This is a genomic window from Ensifer sp. BR816 (assembly GCF_000378985.1).
Taxonomy (GTDB): Bacteria; Pseudomonadota; Alphaproteobacteria; order Rhizobiales; family Rhizobiaceae; genus Sinorhizobium.
Genome location: NZ_KB905370.1, coordinates 5,435,208 through 5,452,953 on the forward strand (window position 1 = coordinate 5,435,208; position 17,746 = coordinate 5,452,953).

General features: G+C 63.1%; 17 protein-coding genes. 13 read left to right on the forward strand and 4 right to left on the reverse strand.

The window, feature by feature from the left end:
* Positions 1-5 precede the first annotated feature (5 nt).
* Entirely contained in the window at positions 6-1,127 is a 1,122-nt protein-coding gene (locus tag RHIBR816_RS0126185; protein ID WP_018239554.1) for a DUF2336 domain-containing protein, read from the forward strand.
* A 9-nt stretch (positions 1,128-1,136) separates the two neighbouring features.
* Here the strand turns inward: RHIBR816_RS0126185 and RHIBR816_RS0126190 are convergent, their stop codons facing one another.
* Complete coding sequence (locus RHIBR816_RS0126190; RefSeq protein WP_018239555.1) at positions 1,137-1,571, reverse strand: hypothetical protein; 435 nt, start codon at positions 1,569-1,571, stop codon at positions 1,137-1,139.
* Positions 1,572-1,793: 222 nt separating this feature from the next.
* On the opposite strand from RHIBR816_RS0126190, the gene RHIBR816_RS0126195 reads away from it, so the two are divergent.
* Complete coding sequence (locus RHIBR816_RS0126195) at positions 1,794-2,258, forward strand: GNAT family N-acetyltransferase (protein ID WP_018239556.1); 465 nt, start codon at positions 1,794-1,796, stop codon at positions 2,256-2,258.
* Positions 2,259-2,269: 11 nt separating this feature from the next.
* Here RHIBR816_RS0126195 and parE read toward each other — a convergent pair whose 3' ends face one another.
* Complete coding sequence (gene parE, locus RHIBR816_RS0126200) at positions 2,270-4,333, reverse strand: DNA topoisomerase IV subunit B (protein WP_018239557.1); 2,064 nt, start codon at positions 4,331-4,333, stop codon at positions 2,270-2,272.
* Positions 4,334-4,531: 198 nt separating this feature from the next.
* Between parE and RHIBR816_RS0126205 the strand changes: the two genes are divergently transcribed.
* Both RHIBR816_RS0126205 and RHIBR816_RS0126210 read left to right on the forward strand, forming a co-directional pair.
* Positions 4,532-5,452 carry an alpha/beta hydrolase gene (locus RHIBR816_RS0126205; RefSeq protein WP_052522705.1) on the forward strand — a complete coding sequence of 307 codons (921 nt, stop codon included), beginning with the start codon at positions 4,532-4,534 and terminating at the stop codon, positions 5,450-5,452.
* Between the two features lie 33 nt (positions 5,453-5,485).
* Positions 5,486-6,802: an FAD-binding oxidoreductase gene (locus RHIBR816_RS0126210; protein WP_018239559.1), complete on the forward strand. Its 1,317-nt coding sequence runs from the start codon at positions 5,486-5,488 to the stop codon at positions 6,800-6,802.
* A gap of 6 nt (positions 6,803-6,808) precedes the next feature.
* Here RHIBR816_RS0126210 and RHIBR816_RS0126215 read toward each other — a convergent pair whose 3' ends face one another.
* Together RHIBR816_RS0126215 and RHIBR816_RS0126220 are read right to left on the reverse strand one after the other, a co-directional pair.
* Positions 6,809-7,408 carry a YceI family protein gene (locus tag RHIBR816_RS0126215; RefSeq protein WP_018239560.1) on the reverse strand — a complete coding sequence of 200 codons (600 nt, stop codon included), beginning with the start codon at positions 7,406-7,408 and terminating at the stop codon, positions 6,809-6,811.
* A gap of 3 nt (positions 7,409-7,411) precedes the next feature.
* Positions 7,412-8,026, reverse strand: coding sequence for a cytochrome b (locus RHIBR816_RS0126220; protein WP_018239561.1), 615 nt, complete (start codon positions 8,024-8,026; stop codon positions 7,412-7,414).
* A gap of 194 nt (positions 8,027-8,220) precedes the next feature.
* Between RHIBR816_RS0126220 and tpiA the strand changes: the two genes are divergently transcribed.
* From tpiA to RHIBR816_RS0126265, 9 genes are all read left to right on the forward strand, one after another.
* Positions 8,221-8,991: a triose-phosphate isomerase gene (gene tpiA / locus RHIBR816_RS0126225; RefSeq protein ID WP_018239562.1), complete on the forward strand. Its 771-nt coding sequence runs from the start codon at positions 8,221-8,223 to the stop codon at positions 8,989-8,991.
* A gap of 134 nt (positions 8,992-9,125) precedes the next feature.
* Positions 9,126-9,605 (forward strand): preprotein translocase subunit SecG, encoded by a 480-nt coding sequence (gene secG, locus RHIBR816_RS0126230; protein WP_018239563.1) that lies wholly within the window; start codon positions 9,126-9,128, stop codon positions 9,603-9,605.
* Between the two features lie 139 nt (positions 9,606-9,744).
* A complete protein-coding gene (locus tag RHIBR816_RS0126235; RefSeq protein ID WP_305809674.1) occupies positions 9,745-11,382 on the forward strand; it encodes a CTP synthase in 1,638 nt (545 codons plus the stop codon).
* A 180-nt stretch (positions 11,383-11,562) separates the two neighbouring features.
* The gene (locus tag RHIBR816_RS0126240; protein WP_018239565.1) at positions 11,563-12,453 is read left to right on the forward strand and encodes a VOC family protein; all 891 of its coding nucleotides are present in this window, start codon (positions 11,563-11,565) and stop codon (positions 12,451-12,453) included.
* A 4-nt stretch (positions 12,454-12,457) separates the two neighbouring features.
* Entirely contained in the window at positions 12,458-13,297 is an 840-nt protein-coding gene (gene kdsA / locus RHIBR816_RS0126245) for a 3-deoxy-8-phosphooctulonate synthase (RefSeq protein ID WP_018239566.1), read from the forward strand.
* 127 nt (positions 13,298-13,424) lie between these two features.
* Positions 13,425-14,699: a phosphopyruvate hydratase gene (gene eno / locus RHIBR816_RS0126250; protein ID WP_018239567.1), complete on the forward strand. Its 1,275-nt coding sequence runs from the start codon at positions 13,425-13,427 to the stop codon at positions 14,697-14,699.
* Positions 14,700-14,843: 144 nt separating this feature from the next.
* Positions 14,844-15,164: a septum formation initiator family protein gene (locus tag RHIBR816_RS0126255; RefSeq protein WP_026187443.1), complete on the forward strand. Its 321-nt coding sequence runs from the start codon at positions 14,844-14,846 to the stop codon at positions 15,162-15,164.
* Between the two features lie 137 nt (positions 15,165-15,301).
* Positions 15,302-16,348: a pyruvate dehydrogenase (acetyl-transferring) E1 component subunit alpha gene (pdhA, locus tag RHIBR816_RS0126260; protein WP_018239569.1), complete on the forward strand. Its 1,047-nt coding sequence runs from the start codon at positions 15,302-15,304 to the stop codon at positions 16,346-16,348.
* A gap of 17 nt (positions 16,349-16,365) precedes the next feature.
* Positions 16,366-17,733, forward strand: coding sequence for a pyruvate dehydrogenase complex E1 component subunit beta (locus tag RHIBR816_RS0126265; RefSeq protein ID WP_026187444.1), 1,368 nt, complete (start codon positions 16,366-16,368; stop codon positions 17,731-17,733).
* The last annotated feature ends 13 nt before the right edge of the window (positions 17,734-17,746 follow it).

Consider the following 17,746-nt stretch of genomic DNA (forward strand, 5'->3'; position numbering starts at 1 on the left):
CATAGGTGATCATACAAGCATTTCTTCGCTGGGTCGAAACGGCCAGAACCAGCGATCGAGCGCGCGCCGCAAATGCGCTTGGCCGCGCTTATGCGAAATCCGACATCAACGGGCTCGACCGGTATGCCGCCGAAATGGCGATGACCTTCCTGCTGGACGATCCTTCGCCAAAGGTACGCCTTGCGCTGGTCGAGGCCCTGGCCGATTGTCCGGCCGCGCCGCGCGCGATCATCATGGCGCTCGCCGAGGACCAGCCCGAAATCGCCTTCGCCGCCATCGCCCGTTCGCCGGTGCTTACCGATGCGGATCTGGTCGACCTCGCGGCGCGCGGTACGGCGGAGACGCGTGCGCTGATCGCGGCACGCGGCGTCGTGTCTTGTTCTGTCGCGGCCGCGATCGCCGAGATCGGCGACGAGGAGGAAGTGTCCATTCTTCTCGAAAACACCGGTGCCGTGCTCTTGCAGGGCTCTCTCAGAAGGGCCGCCCATCGCCTCGGCCATGTCGCGTCCGTGCGTGACCATCTGTTGGCGCGCGCCGACTTGCCAGGTGACGTGCGCCACGCGCTTGCCGAACAGATCGGTGCGGCGCTCTCGGCCTGCGGGCTTGTGCAGGCGGTCATCGGCTCGGCTCGCGTGGCCCGGGTCACCAGAGAGGCATGCGACGCCACGGCCCTGGCGATGACGGCGGCCGTGCCGACGAATGACTTGTCCCAGATGGTCGACCATTTGCGACAGACGGGGCGGTTGACCCCCGCTTTCCTGATGAGTGCGCTCTGCAGCGGCGCAACGGAATTCTTTATCCTGGCGATGGTCGATCTTTCCGGCCTGGCGGAAAAGCGCGTGCGCTCGATCCTGTCCGGCGGTCGCGTCCACTCGATCCGCGCGCTCTTCGAGAGCGCCGGCCTGGCGCGCGATGTGAGCGAGGCTTTCGCAGAAGCCGTTCTCTATTGGCAGGCCAAGGTGGGTGACGGCGCCCCTGCGTCGGTCGCCGCTCTCCTCGAGCGGCTTCGCAGGAAGCGGTCCTCGACGTCGGCCTCCGTCGCCGAACTCGTGGAGCGGCTGGACTTTGCCGAACAACGGCAGGTCGCCAGGGACTATGCCCTTATAGCCTCACGCCAGGCAGCCTGATCGGCAAGCTCAGTTACCGAACCGACGCGCCACCCAGGAATAGCCATCTTCGACGTAGTGCACCGGGGCGCTGACGATCGCCTTCATTTTTTCGCGGTCGGGCACCGCACCGCTGAGCCATGTCAGGGCGCGCTTTGGCAGGCCCGGCTTTTCCTCTTGCGGTGCGGGGGACGCCGTCGCTTGCGGGGCCGCCGCGTTGGTCTGCGGAGCCGCCATGGGGGTCTGTCCGGGTTCGGTGGAGGCGACGATGTCCGTCCCTGAGGTTTCGCATACGGCAACGACGACCGGGTAGTTCCTATTGGAGAACTTCGGCAGTTCCTTTTGGGATTCCGTGTCGCACTGAGCGATCGACGGCCAGGTGCCGTTCACGGTCGAGATGTAGTGGCATTGCGTGACATTGTCATCGCAACCGAGAATGGTCATGACGATCAGGGCGGCTTTCATGTGGCGGTCCGTTCAGAAGACTGTTGCCCTTAACTTATGGAGCGTCGATTCTTGCCGAAGTAGGGCAAAATTGGCGCTCCACGAAACAAATTGTTTCGACCTGTCACCCGGATTGATTGCAACGCGCGCCTGCGCCGTTTGGCGTATTGGCGCGCTTCGGGATCGACGATAGTTTGTCGCGTCGAGCCTTTCGCACGACCTGATTGTATCGAGGCCCCTGGAATGACCGTCATCACCGAGGAACCGCCGCGCCAGCCGGCCATCATCCGGCTGCTCGAACTCTCCGATGCCTATGCGGCATCGCTCTATCCGGCCGAAAGCAACCACATGGTCGATATCTCGACCCTAGAGAAGCCGGAAGTTTCCTTCTTCGTCGCACGATCGAACGGCGCGATCGTCGGCTGTTGCGCGCTGGTGGACGCCGGCGACGGTACGGCGGAGATCAAGCGGATGTTCGTCGACCCGGAGGCGAGGGGACTGAAAGTCGGCAGGCAACTGCTCGCGGCACTCGAGGCAAAGGCTGAAAGAATCGGCCTCGAGGCGATACGGCTCGAAACCGGCATCCATCAGCCGGAAGCGATCGGCCTTTACAAGGCGTCGGGTTATGTGGAGTGCCCGCCCTTCGGCAGCTACTTGCCCGATCCACTGAGCCTTTTCATGGAGAAGCAGGTGGGTGAGGCCGCCTGACCGGCAAAGCCTCAAATGTCCAGATTGTCCGCAAACACGGCGCGCTCCTGGATGAAGCGGAAGCGGGCGTCGGCCTTTGTGCCCATCAGGTTGTCGACGGCCTCGCGCGTGCCCTCGAAGTCGACGTCGTCGATCTCGACCTTGAGCAGGGTCCGGTTGGCTGGATCCATGGTCGTTTCCTTGAGCTGCGCCGGCAGCATCTCGCCGAGGCCCTTGAACCGGCCGATCTCGACCTTGCCGCGGCCGTTGAACTCGGTACGCATCAGCTCTTCGCGATGCGCGTCATCGCGGGCATAGAGCGTCTTGGAACCCTGGCTCAACCGGTAAAGCGGCGGCACGGCGAGATAGAGGTGGCCGCCCCGGATGAGCTCCGGCATCTCCTGATAGAAGAAGGTGATCAGCAGCGAGGCGATGTGGGCGCCGTCGACGTCCGCGTCGGTCATGATGACGATGCGCTCGTAGCGAAGATCCTCCTCGCGGTACTTCGAACGCGTGCCGCAGCCGAGCGCCTGGATGAGATCGGTGATCTGCTGGTTGGCGCCGAGTTTCTCGCGGCCGGCGCTGGCGACGTTGAGGATCTTGCCGCGCAGGGGCAGGATGGCCTGGTTGGCGCGGTTGCGCGCCTGCTTGGCCGAACCTCCGGCCGAGTCTCCCTCGACGATGAAGAGCTCCGCGCCCTCCGCCGTATTCTGCGCACAGTCGGCAAGCTTGCCGGGGAGGCGCAGCTTGCGCACCGCGGTCTTTCGGTTGACTTCCTTCTCCTTGCGCCGCCGGACGCGCTCCTCGGCGCGCTCGATGACCCAGTCGAGAAGCTTCGCCGCCTCGGTCGGGTTATCGGCGAGGTAGTGGTCGAAGGGGTCGCGAAGCGCGTTTTCGACGATGCGCTGGGCCTCGACGGTCGCCAGCTTGTCCTTCGTCTGGCCGACGAATTCCGGCTCGCGAATGAAGACCGAGAGCATGCCTGCCGCCGAGATCATCACGTCGTCGGTGGTGACGATTGCGGCCCGCTTGTTCTGGGTGAGCTCGGCGTAGTTTTTCAGGCCCTTGGTCAGCGCGATGCGCAGCCCCGCCTCGTGCGTGCCGCCTTCGGGCGTCGGGATCGTGTTGCAGTAGGAGTGGATTTGCTGGTCGCCGCCATACCAGGTAACCGCCCATTCGAGCGAGGCGTGGCCGCCGGCCTTTTCCGACTTGCCGGCGAATATCTCGCGCGTGACGGTGAATTCCTTGCCGAGCGTCGCGGCGAGATAATCCTTGAGACCGCCGGGGAAGTGGAACACTGCCCTGTCCGGCGTCTCCGAGCCTTCCGGCAGCAGCGATGGGTCGCAGGACCAGCGGATCTCGACGCCGCCGAAGAGATAGGCCTTCGAGCGGGCCATGCGGAAGAGCCGCGCCGGCTCGAAGCGGGCATGCGGGCCGAAGATCTGCGGATCCGGATGGAAGCGGACCTTCGTGCCGCGGCGATTGTGCACCTCGCCGAGCTCCTCGAGCCCGCCCTGCGGAATGCCGCGGGAGAAGCACTGGCGATAGAGCTTGCGGTTGCGCGCCACCTCGACCTCGAGCGAGTCCGACAGCGCGTTGACGACGGAAACACCGACGCCATGCAGACCGCCGGAGGTTTCGTAAGCCTTGCCGTCGAACTTGCCGCCGGCATGCAGCACCGTCATCACCACTTCGAGGCTCGATTTGTTGGGGAACTTCGGGTGATTTTCGACCGGAATGCCGCGACCGTTGTCGGTCACCGTCAGGAACCCCTGGGCGTCGAGGTTCACTTCGATGAAGTTCGCGTGGCCGGCAACGGCCTCGTCCATCGAGTTGTCGATCACCTCCGCAAAGAGGTGGTGCAGAGCCTTCTCGTCCGTTCCGCCGATATACATGCCCGGCCGGCGGCGCACCGGTTCCAGTCCCTCAAGGACCTCGATTGCAGAAGCGTCGTAGTCGCTGCCGTCGCTGTTGCGGGGCGCTGGCCGCGGTGCATCGCTGCCGACGGCGGGCGCTGTCGGCTTGCGCGGCGCGCCGGCTTCGGCCGGCTTCGGCGGCAAGGGCATGGCGGAAAAGAGATCGCTGCTGTCGTCCATGGAGTGGTCAGGTCATTCCTGTCGTCTGTGTCGGCAAGGGCATAGCAAGACCGCGGCGCCGTCGCTATCCCTTGCCGCGCGAATCACCGGAATTCTGCCAGAGTCTTGGCGAAAGAGCGAACAAAAGGCGAATTTACGAATGCAGGAGGCCCGCAACGCGATGAATTTCGGCCTGAGTGTTGCGTGGCGAAGGTACCGATGGCAAGGCATGGGCCGAACGAGGGAGCCCGTCGGGTGTCTATGTCCACAATTGTTTTCTCCGTCCGGTGCCTGATAGCGGCAGTCCTCTTTTCGAGCGTTGTCGGTACAGTCGAAGCCCAGACGCTGCAGCCCTACAAGGATGCATTGTTCGACTATCCCAGAATATTGCGGGAGGACGATGGCGGCGACTTCCGCGTTGTCGACTATCAGGAACTCAGGGACATCAACGGGCGCGACCAGATTCCGGAGCGACGCGTCAAGCGCGCCTATGTGTCGCTAGGCGTGAAGAGTTCGCAGGTCAACGAGACTTTGGAGCTCGGCGATCGTTCTCTCGACGTCACCCGCGTCGGCTCTGATCGCGGGGCGGCCTTCACGGTAATCTTCATCCATGGGCGTGGCGGCGACCGGCGCCTTGGTGCCAACGACTTTTCCTTCGGCGGCAATTTCAACCGGCTCAAGAACCTGGCGGTCGGCAATGGCGGGACATATTATACGCCGAGCGTGCGCTCCTTCGATGCGGCAGGCGTGGCCGATATCGCCGCGCTGATCCGCTTTGCCGCCGAGCGATCCAACGGCCGGCCGGTGGTGCTGTCCTGTGCCTCCATGGGCAGCTTCATCTGCTGGGGCATCTCGCGCGATAGTCAGGCGACGGCGGCGCTTGGCGGCATGATGGTGATGGGCGGGGTTGCGGATCCGGCGTTTCCGGAGAGCGCCGCCTACAAGGCAGGGCTGCCGATGTTCTTCAGCCATGGCAGCGATGACAGCGTCTATCCGGCCGAGGCGCAGCTTGGGCTCTATCGCTCCCTCAGAGGCAAGGACTATCCCGCTCGCTTCGTGCTGTTCCAGACCGGTTCGCATGGTACGCCGGTGCGCATGACCGACTGGCGGGATGCATTGAACTGGATTCTTGATCGCTAGCCGTGTGCTCGCGGCCGTTGGTGGAAAATAGGCATGAGAAAGATTGAAGGCTGGCGGCGGCTGGACGAGCGTCCTCAAGGTGCCATCTCTCCGGACGACTACGAGGATCGGCTCGGTGCGGTCGCGGCCATGGCGTATCTGCCCTTCGGCAACGGCCTCAGCTATGGCGATGTCTGCCGCAACGATCGCGGCACGCTCATCGACGGCGCCAGGCACGGCCGCATCCTGGCCTTCGACCCGGGAACGGGGGTGATGACCTGCGAGGCCGGCGCCACGCTGCGCGAAATCCTTATCAAGGCGATACCGCACCGTTTCTTCCTGCCCGTGACGCCGGCAACGGGCTTCGTCACCGTCGGCGGCGCCGTCGCCAATGACGTTCACGGCAGGAACCACCATGCCCGCGGCTCCTTCGGCAATCATGTCCGGCGCCTGACACTGCTGCGCTCGGATGGCGAGCGCCTGATCTGCTCCGCCGAGGAGAACGCCGAACTCTTTGCGGCCACGATCGGCGGCATGGGCCTGACGGGATTGATCCTCGATGTCGAACTGCGGCTGATGAAGGTCCCATCGCCGCATGTTCAGCAACACGCGATCCGCTTCGAAAATCTCGACGAATATTTCGCGCTTGTCGATCGCATCGGGGAAGAGCACGAATATTCCGTCGCCTGGATCGACCAGCTCGCGACCGGTCGCCGGACGGGCAGGGGCGTGCTCTGGGCTGCCGATCACGCCGACGCATCCTGTGAATTTCCGGACATTCCCAAGGGGCTGAAGCTTTCGTTGCCCTTGTCCCTGCCGTTCAATCCTTTGAATTTCCTGGCGCTGAAGGCTTGCAATGAATACCGCTTCCGCAGGGAAAGGCCGGAGGAAACGGTTTCGACGATAAAATGGACGTCCTACTTCCATCCGCTCGACCGGCTCGGTGCCTGGCACCGGCTCTATGGTTCCCAAGGGCCGTGTCGGCACCAAAGCGTCTATCCGATCGAGAATGCGCGGGAAACTACGGCCCGGCTCCTGGAGACCGCGCGCGAACACGGCCACGCATCTTTCCAGACGGCTCTGCACCGCTTCGGAGACATTGCCGGGCGAGGGCTTCTTTCCTTCCCACGCCCGGGTTTTGCGCTGACTCTCGACTTCGCCAATCAGGGCGAAGCGACCGTCAAAATGCTCGACGCCCTCGATCGCGTCGTGGTCGAGGCGGGCGGCGCGGTGAATCCGGCACATGATTTTCGGATGCGGCCCGATGTATTCGAGGAGTCGTTCCCTTCGTGGGGGAAGCTCGAAGCGTTGCGCGACCCGGCGATGGTTTCGGGTTTCTGGCGACGTACGGCGCTCAGGCTCATGAGCTGAGGACGGTTAGCGCCTCGTTCCCTTTATGTTCATGTCGAAATCGACCACATTCGAATAGATGGGGGTGCCGACGTCCATGCCATAGGGCGCGCGGCGGATGCTGCCGCGGATGGTGAACGAGATCGAGCGCCGGTCCCAGTTCGTGAGCGTCACGGTGAAGCGTTCCTTCCGCGTCTTGCCGCGCGCCGTCAACGCACCCTCGACCGTCGCCGTATCGGGACCGGTCTGCCTGATACTGGTCGAGCGGAAGGTCACCGTCTGATAATTGGCAGTGTCGAAAACCGCACTCGAGCGGAGGAAATCCTCGATACGCTGCTCTCTCGCCCTGACGCTCTCCGGATACAGCGTAAACTCAACGGTGGAGCGCTCGACATTGTTGCCGTCGATCTGGAACCTGCCGGAGAATTTTCCGAAGTTTCCGGCAAGGCCACCGCCACCCCCGACCTGCGGAACGCTGAACTGGATGCTGGAAGAACTGGCGATGCGATAGTTGCCGGCCGCATCCTCGAGCGAGGCTGTCTTTGCACCCGCCGGCGCCGAGACAGCGGCAAGCGCAAAGGCAAGAAGAAGGGTCGCTCTCAAGGCAGATTCGCGCGGGGTCATCATGGATCATTCCTCCTGGCAACGGCGTGACTTTTGCGAGAAGCATGCGCCGGCCCGTCCAGACCTGAAGCCGGAGCGCAACATGCGCGTCAGTATCTCGTCGCGCCGTATGAAGTGGTGGTAGAGCGCCGCCGCCGCATGGACCGCGACCAAGCCGAGCACGATATAGGCGAGCCATGCGTGGATGAGGGCCCAGAACGCCTCCGAAGCCTCCGATTGCGCGAGCGGCAGGTGCGGAATGACGATGAGGTCGAAGTAGAAGCTCGGGATGTTCAGCGTCGAGGCCGATGCAACCGCCCAGCCGGCAAGCGGTGTGACGATACCAAGCAGGATGAGCGTCGTATGTGTCGCCCGCGCCGCGATATGTTCCATCGGGCGGAGGCCCGGCACCGGGTGCGGACTGCGCTCCACCAGCCACCAGATCGTTCTCAGTAGAGCCAACCCCAGCACGGTGAAGCCGATCGACTTGTGCCATTGGTAGAGGGAGAACTGCAGCGTCGGATCGATATCCGTGCGCCGCATGATGAAGCCGACCAAGATAAGGCCGAGGGTCAGCAAGGCGATCGTCCAGTGGAGTACGATCGTTATAACGCCAAAGCCGCCCTCTTTGTTGCGCAGCATCGCGATGCGCCTCGTTCGGGTCCTGTCTTGCCGACATGAGACGCCCGAGACCCTGATTTTATTCGGACCATTGCTGTTCAGCCGGCGGAGCATCGCGTTGGCGATGCACCGGATATTGCGCCCGAGGTGCTTTCATTTGCCCGAGCGATTTGCTAGGCCGCTTGCCCGAGAGCCCTGATCCCGGAGGAAGTTACATGACGCCCGATATCCGCCCGCTTGTCGCCGGCAACTGGAAGATGAATGGTACGCGTGCATCGCTGGACCAGATCAAGGCGATGGCCGAGGGCGTCAAGGGCGGACTTTCCGCCAAGGTCGAAACGCTGATCTGCCCGCCGGCGACGCTGCTCTATGTGGCAACCGCACTTTGCGACGACAGCCCGCTGATGATCGGTGCCCAGAACTGCCATCAGAAACAGTCGGGCGCCAATACCGGCGATATTTCCGCCGAGATGATCGCCGATTGCTTCGGCACTCATGTCATCGTCGGCCACTCCGAGCGTCGCACCGACCATGCCGAGACCGATGCGCTGGTCCGGGCGAAGACCGAAGCCGCGTATGCGGCGGAACTCGTCGCCATCGTCTGCATCGGCGAGACCGAAGCGGAGCGCAAGAGCGGCAAGACGCTCGATGTCCTGAAGCGCCAGCTCGCCGACAGCCTGCCGGACGGCGCCACGGCAGAAAACACCGTGATCGCCTACGAGCCGGTCTGGGCGATCGGCACCGGGCTGACGCCGACGGTCGGAGACGTGGAGGAGGCGCACGCCTTCATGCGCGGGGAACTCGTCTCTCGGTTCGGTGCCGAGGGTGGCAAGATGCGCATTCTCTACGGCGGCTCCGTCAAGCCCTCGAACGCCAAGGAACTGATGGGCGTCGCCAATGTTGACGGTGCGCTGATCGGCGGCGCGAGCTTGAAAGCGGAAGACTTCCTCGCCATCTACGGGGCCTATGAAGAATTGACTGCGTGACCGCCGTGTGCAGCCGGCAGGGGCTTGGAATAGCCGTCTGCTTGGTATAAAGAGGCGCGAAATTTGGGCGCGGCTCCTTGGGCCGCCGCGATCGTTCGATTCGAATGCCCCGGAGAGGGCAGGACTGGAAGCTGATGCAGACCGTACTCCTCGTCATTTATCTCATGGTCGTCGTCGCCCTGATCGGCGTCGTCCTCATTCAGCGTTCCGAAGGTGGCGGTCTCGGCATCGGCGGCGGTTCGGGCTTTATGTCCGCCCGCGGCACGGCCAATGCGCTGACCCGTACCACGGCGGTGCTCGCCTTCCTGTTCTTCGGCCTCGCGCTCGCGATGGGTATTCTGGCGCGCTACGAGCCGCAGTCGACCGATATTCTCGAACGCATTCCCGGCACGAGCTCGAGTGGCGGCGTATTGGATTCGCTCGGCGGTGGCCAAACGGCGCCGGCCGGCGGCAACACCCAGGCTCCGGCAACCGGCAATGGCGCCAACAATGCGGCTCCGGCTGGCGGCACGGCGGCACAGCCTGCTCAAGCCCCGGCCGCTCAGCCGGCCGCCCCGGCTCCGGCCGCCGGCGCCAACGGCAATACGGGATCGCAAGTCCCGAGCGGCCAGTAAGGTCGAAGTTCAGAAGAACCCGCCGGCGGATGTTTCATCCGCCGGTTTTGTTTTGTGTGAAATCTGCCGCGACGAAAAACGGAAAAATTCGGGAAGACGAGTTTTTTCGGTGGCGGAATCGTTTGTGAAAAGGTATCCAGTGACTCCCATGGCGCGATATGTATTCATCACTGGCGGCGTGGTCTCCTCCCTCGGAAAAGGCATCGCTGCGGCCGCTCTCGGAGCGCTGCTGCAGGCGCGTGGCTACCGTGTGAGGCTGCGCAAGCTCGACCCCTACCTCAATGTCGATCCGGGCACCATGAGCCCGACGCAGCACGGCGAGGTGTTCGTCACCGACGATGGGGCGGAAACCGACCTCGATCTCGGCCACTACGAGCGTTTCACCGGCCGCTCGGCGACGAAGACCGACAACATCACGACGGGCCGGATCTACAAGAACATCATCGACAAGGAACGGCGGGGCGACTATCTCGGCGCGACGGTCCAGGTGATCCCGCACGTCACCAACGAGATCAAGAACTTCGTCACCGAAGGCAATGAAGACTACGACTTCGTCATCTGCGAAATCGGCGGCACCGTCGGCGACATCGAAGCGATGCCCTTCATGGAGGCGATCCGCCAGCTCGGCAACGACCTGCCGCGGGGCACAGCAGTCTATGTCCACCTGACGCTGATGCCCTATATACCGGCGGCGGGCGAGCTCAAGACCAAGCCGACGCAGCATTCGGTCAAGGAATTGCAGGCGCTCGGCATCCATCCCGACATCCTGCTCGTTCGCGCCGATCGCGAGATCCCGGAAGCGGAGCGCCGCAAGCTGTCGCTCTTCTGCAACGTGCGCCAGTCGGCAGTCATCCAGGCGCTCGACGTGGCGTCGATCTACGACGTGCCGATCGCCTATCACAAGGAAGGCCTCGACAACGAAGTGCTCGCCGCCTTTGGCATCGAGCCGGCGCCCAAGCCGCGTATGGAAGCCTGGGAGAACGTGGCGCACCGGATATGCACGCCGGAAGGCGAAGTGACGATCGCGATCGTCGGGAAATACACCGGCCTGAAGGACGCCTATAAGTCGCTGATCGAAGCGCTCTATCACGGCGGCATCGCCAACCGCGTCAAGGTCAAGCTCGAATGGATCGAATCGGAGGTCTTCGAGAAGGAAGACCCGGCGCCCTACCTCGAGAAGGTCCACGGCATTCTCGTTCCCGGCGGTTTCGGCGAGCGCGGCTCGGAGGGCAAGATCAACGCGGCGCGCTTTGCCCGCGAACGCAAGGTGCCCTATTTCGGCATCTGCTTCGGCATGCAGATGGCGGTGGTCGAAGCTGCCCGCAATCTCGCCGGTATCGACAAGGCATCGTCGACGGAGTTCGGCCCCACCAAGGAGCCGGTCGTCGGCCTGATGACCGAATGGGTGAAAGGCAACGAGCTCGAGAAGCGCTCGGCCTCCGGCGATCTCGGCGGCACCATGCGCCTCGGCGCCTATCGTGCTGCCCTCAAACAGGGCACGAAGATCGCCGGAATCTACGGATCGTCCGACATCTCCGAACGCCACCGCCATCGCTACGAAGTCAATGTCGACTACAAGGATCGCTTGGAGTCCTGCGGCCTCGTCTTCTCCGGCATGTCGCCGGACGGTGTGCTGCCGGAGACGGTGGAATACAACGACCATCCGTGGTTCATCGGCGTGCAGTACCATCCGGAACTGAAATCCCGCCCGTTGGAACCGCATCCCTTGTTCGCAAGCTTCATCGAAGCGGCGCTCGAACAGTCGCGGCTCGTGTAGGCCCCACGTTTTTTTATGCCGATTCTTAATAGCGGCCGGTCCCCTCAAGGACCGGCCGCACTCATGTGGCTGCCGTCGCCTTCCGGCTGAGGCGCGCATTTCGGCTCCTGTCCGGCTGCCGCTTGCAATCATCGGTCAAAAGTTGCAAACAGCGGCAAACCGGTCATCAGGGAAACCGCCATGAGCCTAACCAAGCGAACCGCCCGCCCGCTCGATCATCTCGTGCTGCCGGTGGCGGAACTCGGGCGGGCAAGACAGCGCCTGACCGATCTCGGCTTCACCGTCGCCGAGGATGCACGCCATCCCTTCGGCACCGAGAATGCCTGCGTCTTCTTTTCGGACAACACCTATCTGGAGCCGCTTGCCGTCGCCTCCCGCGAGGAATGCGAGGCGGCTGCGCTTGCCGGCAATGCCTTTGTAGCGCGCGACCATGCGTTCCGCTTTCGCCACGGGCCGGAGGGGCTGTCCGCGATCGTGCTCGGGACGCCGGACGCCACGACCGATCACATCCGCTATCGGTCCTGCGGGATCTCCGGCGGCGAAATGCTCGAATTTTCGCGGCCCATGCGTCTGCCCGATGGGCGCGAAGGGCTCGGCTCGTTCAGGCTGGCCTTTGCTGCGGACCTGCGCGCACCGGATTTCTTCCTGTTCAGTTGCCAGCGTATTCGTGCCTTGCCCGTCGACAGTGCGCTGCTCCACCACCATCAGAATGGTGTGCTCGGCATTACCGAGGTTGTGCTTTCCGAGCCCAATCCGACCGACTTCCAGTATCTGCTGCAGGAGGCCGTCGACGAGCGTGAAGTCTCGGCCCATTCCTTCGGCATGGACATCCAGGCCGGGAGCGCCAAACTGGCGGTGCTCAATCCCGCCGGCATGGAAGCCTTTTACGGGCGCTCGATCAGCACGACCGAGCGCGGCTTGCGCGGCCGCGCCGTCGCGTTCCGTGTCGCCGATCTCGAAGCGACGCGCGCGTTGTTTGCGCAGAACGATATCGAATTTGCAGAAATGGGCGGACGCCTCGTTGTTCCGGAAGCGCCGGGGCAGGGGGTGATTTTCGCGTTTGGAGCGTGACGAAATGGAAACGAATGCAAGGGTCGTCGTCGGCGAGGGTGCCGGCCAGGTGGTGTTCTCTCAGAAGGAGCGACTGACGCTGATTGCCGGCCCCTGCCAGATGGAAAGCCGGGAACATGCCTTCATGATCGCCGGCAGGCTGGTCGAACTCTGCAAGTCGCTCGGCCTCGGCCTCGTCTACAAATCCTCCTTCGACAAGGCGAACCGCACGTCGCTCTCCGGCAAGCGCGGCATTGGCCTCGAAAGCGCAATGGAGATCTTTGCCGATCTCAAACGCGAATTCGGCTTTCCGGTGCTGACCGACATCCACACGGAGGAGCAGTGCGCAGAAGTCGCCGACACCGTCGACATCCTGCAGATCCCGGCCTTCCTGTCGCGCCAGACGGATCTGCTCGTCGCGGCCGCAAAGACGGGGCGCGCGATCAACGTCAAAAAGGGTCAGTTCCTCGCGCCGTGGGACATGAAGAATGTGCTTGCCAAATTCACGATGAGCGGCAACCCGAACGTGCTTCTCTGCGAGCGCGGCGCATCCTTCGGCTACAACACGCTCGTCTCCGACATGCGCTCGCTGCCGATCATGGCGTCGCTCGGGGCGCCCGTGGTCTTCGACGCGACCCATTCGGTGCAGCAGCCGGGCGGGCAGGGCGGCTCCTCGGGCGGCCAGCGTGAATTCGTCGAGACCCTCGCACGCGCCGCCGTTGCCGTCGGCGTTGCCGGTCTCTTCATCGAGACGCATGAGGATCCGGATAACGCTCCCTCCGACGGCCCGAACATGGTACCGCTCAAGGACATGCCGCGTCTTCTTGAAAAGCTGGTCGCGTTCGACGCGATCGCCAAGGCCTGAGGTGGCGTGAAATTTTTATGAACCGCAATGACGCTCGGGACATTGCCACCTGCGCGCCATTGTAATTTCAAGGCCATGAATTAAGACAGGCCGACCATCATCATCGTCCACAAGCAGGGAAGAGATCATGACTGCAATCATCGACATCATCGGCCGCGAAATTCTTGATAGCCGCGGCAATCCGACCGTCGAGGTCGATGTCCATCTCGAAGACGGCAGCTTCGGCCGCGCCGCCGTTCCCTCGGGCGCGTCCACCGGTGCGCATGAAGCAGTCGAACTGCGCGACGGCGGCACCCGCTACCTCGGCAAGGGCGTCGAGCGCGCCGTCGAGGCGGTCAACGGCGAGATTTTCGAAGCGATTGGCGGCCTCGATGCCGAGAACCAGATCCAGATCGACAAGACCATGATCGAGCTCGACGGCACGTCCAACAAGTCGCGCCTCGGCGCCAACGCCATTCTCGGCGTGTCGCTCGCCGTCGCCAAGGCCGCCGCGGAAGCTGCCGGCCTGCCACTCTACCGTTACGTCGGCGGCCCGAACGCGCATCTCCTGCCGGTCCCGATGATGAACATCATCAATGGCGGCGCGCATGCCGACAACCCGATCGACTTCCAGGAATTCATGATCATGCCGGTCGGCGCCGAGACCCTGAAGGATGCCGTCCGCATGGGCTCGGAGGTCTTCCACACGCTGAAGAAGCAGCTCGCTGCCGAAGGCCACAACACCAATGTCGGCGACGAGGGCGGCTTCGCGCCGGGCCTTGCTTCGGCACCTGCAGCACTCGACTTCATCATGAAGTCGATCGAGAAGGCCGGCTACAAGCCGGGCGAAGACATGTATGTCGCACTCGACTGCGCCTCGACGGAATTCTTCAAGGACGGCAAGTACGTGCTCGAAGGCGAAGGCCGCACGCTGGAGCCGGGCGCCATGGCCGAATACCTCGCCGAGCTTGCCGCCAAGTACCCGATCATCTCGATCGAGGACGGCATGGCCGAGGACGACTGGGACGGCTGGAAGGCCCTGACCGACCTCATCGGCAACAAGTGCCAGCTCGTCGGCGACGACCTGTTCGTCACCAACTCCGCTCGGCTGCGCGACGGCATCAAGATGGGCGTCGCCAACTCGATCCTCGTCAAGGTCAACCAGATCGGTTCGCTTTCCGAAACGCTCGATGCGGTCGAGACGGCGCACAAGGCCCGCTACACCGCCGTCATGTCGCACCGTTCCGGCGAGACCGAGGATTCGACCATTGCCGATCTCGCGGTTGCCACCAATTGCGGTCAGATCAAGACCGGTTCGCTCGCGCGTTCCGACCGGCTTGCCAAGTATAACCAGCTGATCCGCATCGAGGAGCAGCTCGGTCTGCAGGCGGCCTATGCCGGCCGCTCGATCCTGCGCGGCTGATTGTTGCCACTGGCATCAGCATCAATTTCCAAACCCGCTTGCCTCACGGCAGGCGGGTTTCCTTTTCCTTGCCATTCATGGTCAATGGTCGGTTAATCAATCGACGCTAGTCTGCCTTCGTATTGCGTAGCAGGGCATTTGACGATGTGGACACGGCATCACAAGAAGCGGAGACTCGGGCGGCTGGTAGTGCCAGTGATCGCAGTCGCCTTTCTTTCCTACTTCGGTTATCATTCGATCCATGGCGGTTACGGCTTGAGGGCGACGGAGGAGTTCGACCGCCAGATTGCCGAGCGGCAGGCGCGGTTGGACGAGCTCACTCAGAGGCGGCAAATCCTGGAAAAGGAGGTCGAGCTGATGAGTGACGGTTCGCTGGAGCGAGACATGCTGGATGAGAAGGCTCGCCTCGCGCTCAACATGTCGCGCAGCGACGAGATCGTCATTTTTCATCGTTCGGCGAATTAACCTAAATTCAGTTAATCAAAAATAGTGATTTAGAATCAATGAATTGCGCGGAATGATAGCCATGCAAATATGTCATTGCTGTGGCGCGCTTCTTTCCCTATGGTAGCCCACCAAAGGCTAACCATTGGGAGGAATGAATGGCTCCGCGAAAGACCGCGTCCGTCTCCAGCCGCAAGACCGCTGCCAAGCCGGCCAAGAAGGACTTCACCGGCGGCACGATCGCCGAATTCTCCAAGGAAGACGATCTCACAGCCTATCGCGAGATGCTCCTGATCCGGCGTTTCGAGGAAAAGGCCGGCCAGCTCTACGGCATGGGCTTCATCGGCGGGTTCTGTCACCTCTATATCGGCCAGGAAGCCGTCGTCGTCGGCATGCAGATGGCTCTGAAAGAGGGTGATCAGGTCATCACCGGTTACCGCGATCACGGCCATATGCTGGCCTGCGGCATGAGCGCCCGTGGCGTCATGGCCGAGCTGACCGGTCGCCGCGGCGGCCTTTCCAAGGGGAAGGGCGGCTCGATGCACATGTTCTCCAAGGAAAAGCATTTCTACGGCGGCCACGGCATCGTCGGCGCGCAGGTGTCGCTCGGCACCGGCCTTGCCTTCGCCAATCGCTATCGCGGCAACGACAATGTCAGCCTCGCCTATTTCGGTGACGGCGCCGCCAACCAGGGCCAGGTCTACGAAAGCTTCAACATGGCAGCGCTCTGGAAGCTGCCGGTGATCTACATCGTCGAGAACAATCGCTATGCGATGGGCACCTCCGTGTCGCGCGCCTCGGCACAGACCGATTTCTCGCAGCGCGGCGCTTCCTTCGGCATCCCGGGCTATCAGGTCGACGGCATGGACGTGCGCGCCGTCAAGGCTGCCGCCGACGAGGCCGTCGAGCACGGCCGCACTGGCAAGGGCCCGATCATCCTCGAAATGCTGACCTACCGTTACCGCGGCCACTCGATGTCCGACCCGGCGAAGTATCGTTCGAAGGACGAAGTGCAGAAGATGCGGTCGGAGCACGATCCGATCGAGCAGGTAAAGGCCCGCCTCATTGAAAAGGGCTGGGCGAGCGAGGACTCGCTGAAGCAGGTCGACAAGGAGGTTCGCGACATCGTTGCGGATAGTGCCGATTTTGCCCAGTCTGATCCGGAGCCGGATGTATCCGAGCTCTACACCGACATCCTGCTTTGATCCGGGGAGGGACGAATATGCCAGTAGAAATTCTCATGCCTGCCCTTTCCCCGACGATGGAGGAAGGCACGCTTTCCAAGTGGCTGAAGAACGAAGGCGACAAGGTGGCCTCCGGCGACGTCATCGCCGAGATCGAGACCGACAAGGCGACGATGGAAGTCGAAGCCGTCGATGAAGGCACGATCGGCAAGCTGCTGATCGCCGCCGGCACCGAAGGCGTCAAGGTCAACACCCCGATCGCCGTATTGCTGCAGGACGGCGAGGCTGCCGGCGATATCGCCACGGCCAAGGCGGAAGCGCCGAAGCCGGCAGCCGCCGAGGCTCCCGCGGCTCAGCCGGCCCCCGTTGCGGCCCAGCCGAAGGCGGAAATTCCGGCCGATCCAGCCATTCCGGCCGGAACCGAGATGGTTACGATCACGGTTCGCGAGGCACTGCGTGACGCGATGGCGGAAGAAATGCGCGCCGATGACGACGTCTTCGTCATGGGCGAGGAAGTCGCCGAGTACCAGGGCGCCTACAAGATCACGCAAGGACTGCTGCAGGAATTCGGCCCCCGCCGGGTCGTCGATACGCCGATCACCGAACATGGCTTTGCCGGCGTCGGCGTCGGTGCGGCAATGACAGGTCTGCGCCCGATCGTCGAGTTCATGACCTTCAACTTCGCCATGCAGGCGATCGACCAGATCATCAACTCCGCAGCCAAGACGCTCTACATGTCCGGCGGCCAGATGGGCGCGCCGATCGTCTTCCGCGGCCCGAGCGGTGCCGCGGCGCGCGTCGCAGCCCAGCACTCGCAGTGCTATGCCGCCTGGTACAGCCATATTCCGGGCCTGAAGGTCGTCATGCCCTATACGGCGGCTGACGCGAAGGGTCTGCTCAAGGCCGCGATCCGCGACCCGAACCCGGTCATCTTCCTTGAAAACGAAATCCTCTACGGCCAGTCCTTCGAAGTGCCGAAGCTCGACGATTTCGTCCTGCCGATCGGCAAGGCCCGCATTCACCGCGTCGGCAAGGACGCGACGATCGTCTCCTTCGGCATCGGCATGACCTATGCCGTCAAGGCCGCCGCCGAACTCGAGGCGCAGGGCATCGACGTCGAAGTCATCGACCTTCGCACCATCCGCCCGATGGATCTGCCGACCGTCATCGAGTCGGTGAAGAAGACCGGACGCCTCGTCACCGTCGAGGAAGGCTACCCGCAGTCCTCCGTCGGCACCGAGATCGCCACCCGCGTCATGCAGCAGGCCTTCGACTATCTCGATGCGCCGATCCTGACGATCGCCGGCAAGGACGTGCCGATGCCCTATGCGGCCAACCTCGAGAAGCTCGCTCTGCCGAACGTCGCCGAGGTCGTCGATGCGGTGAAAGCCGTCTGCTACAAATAAGAGAGGGACGTTC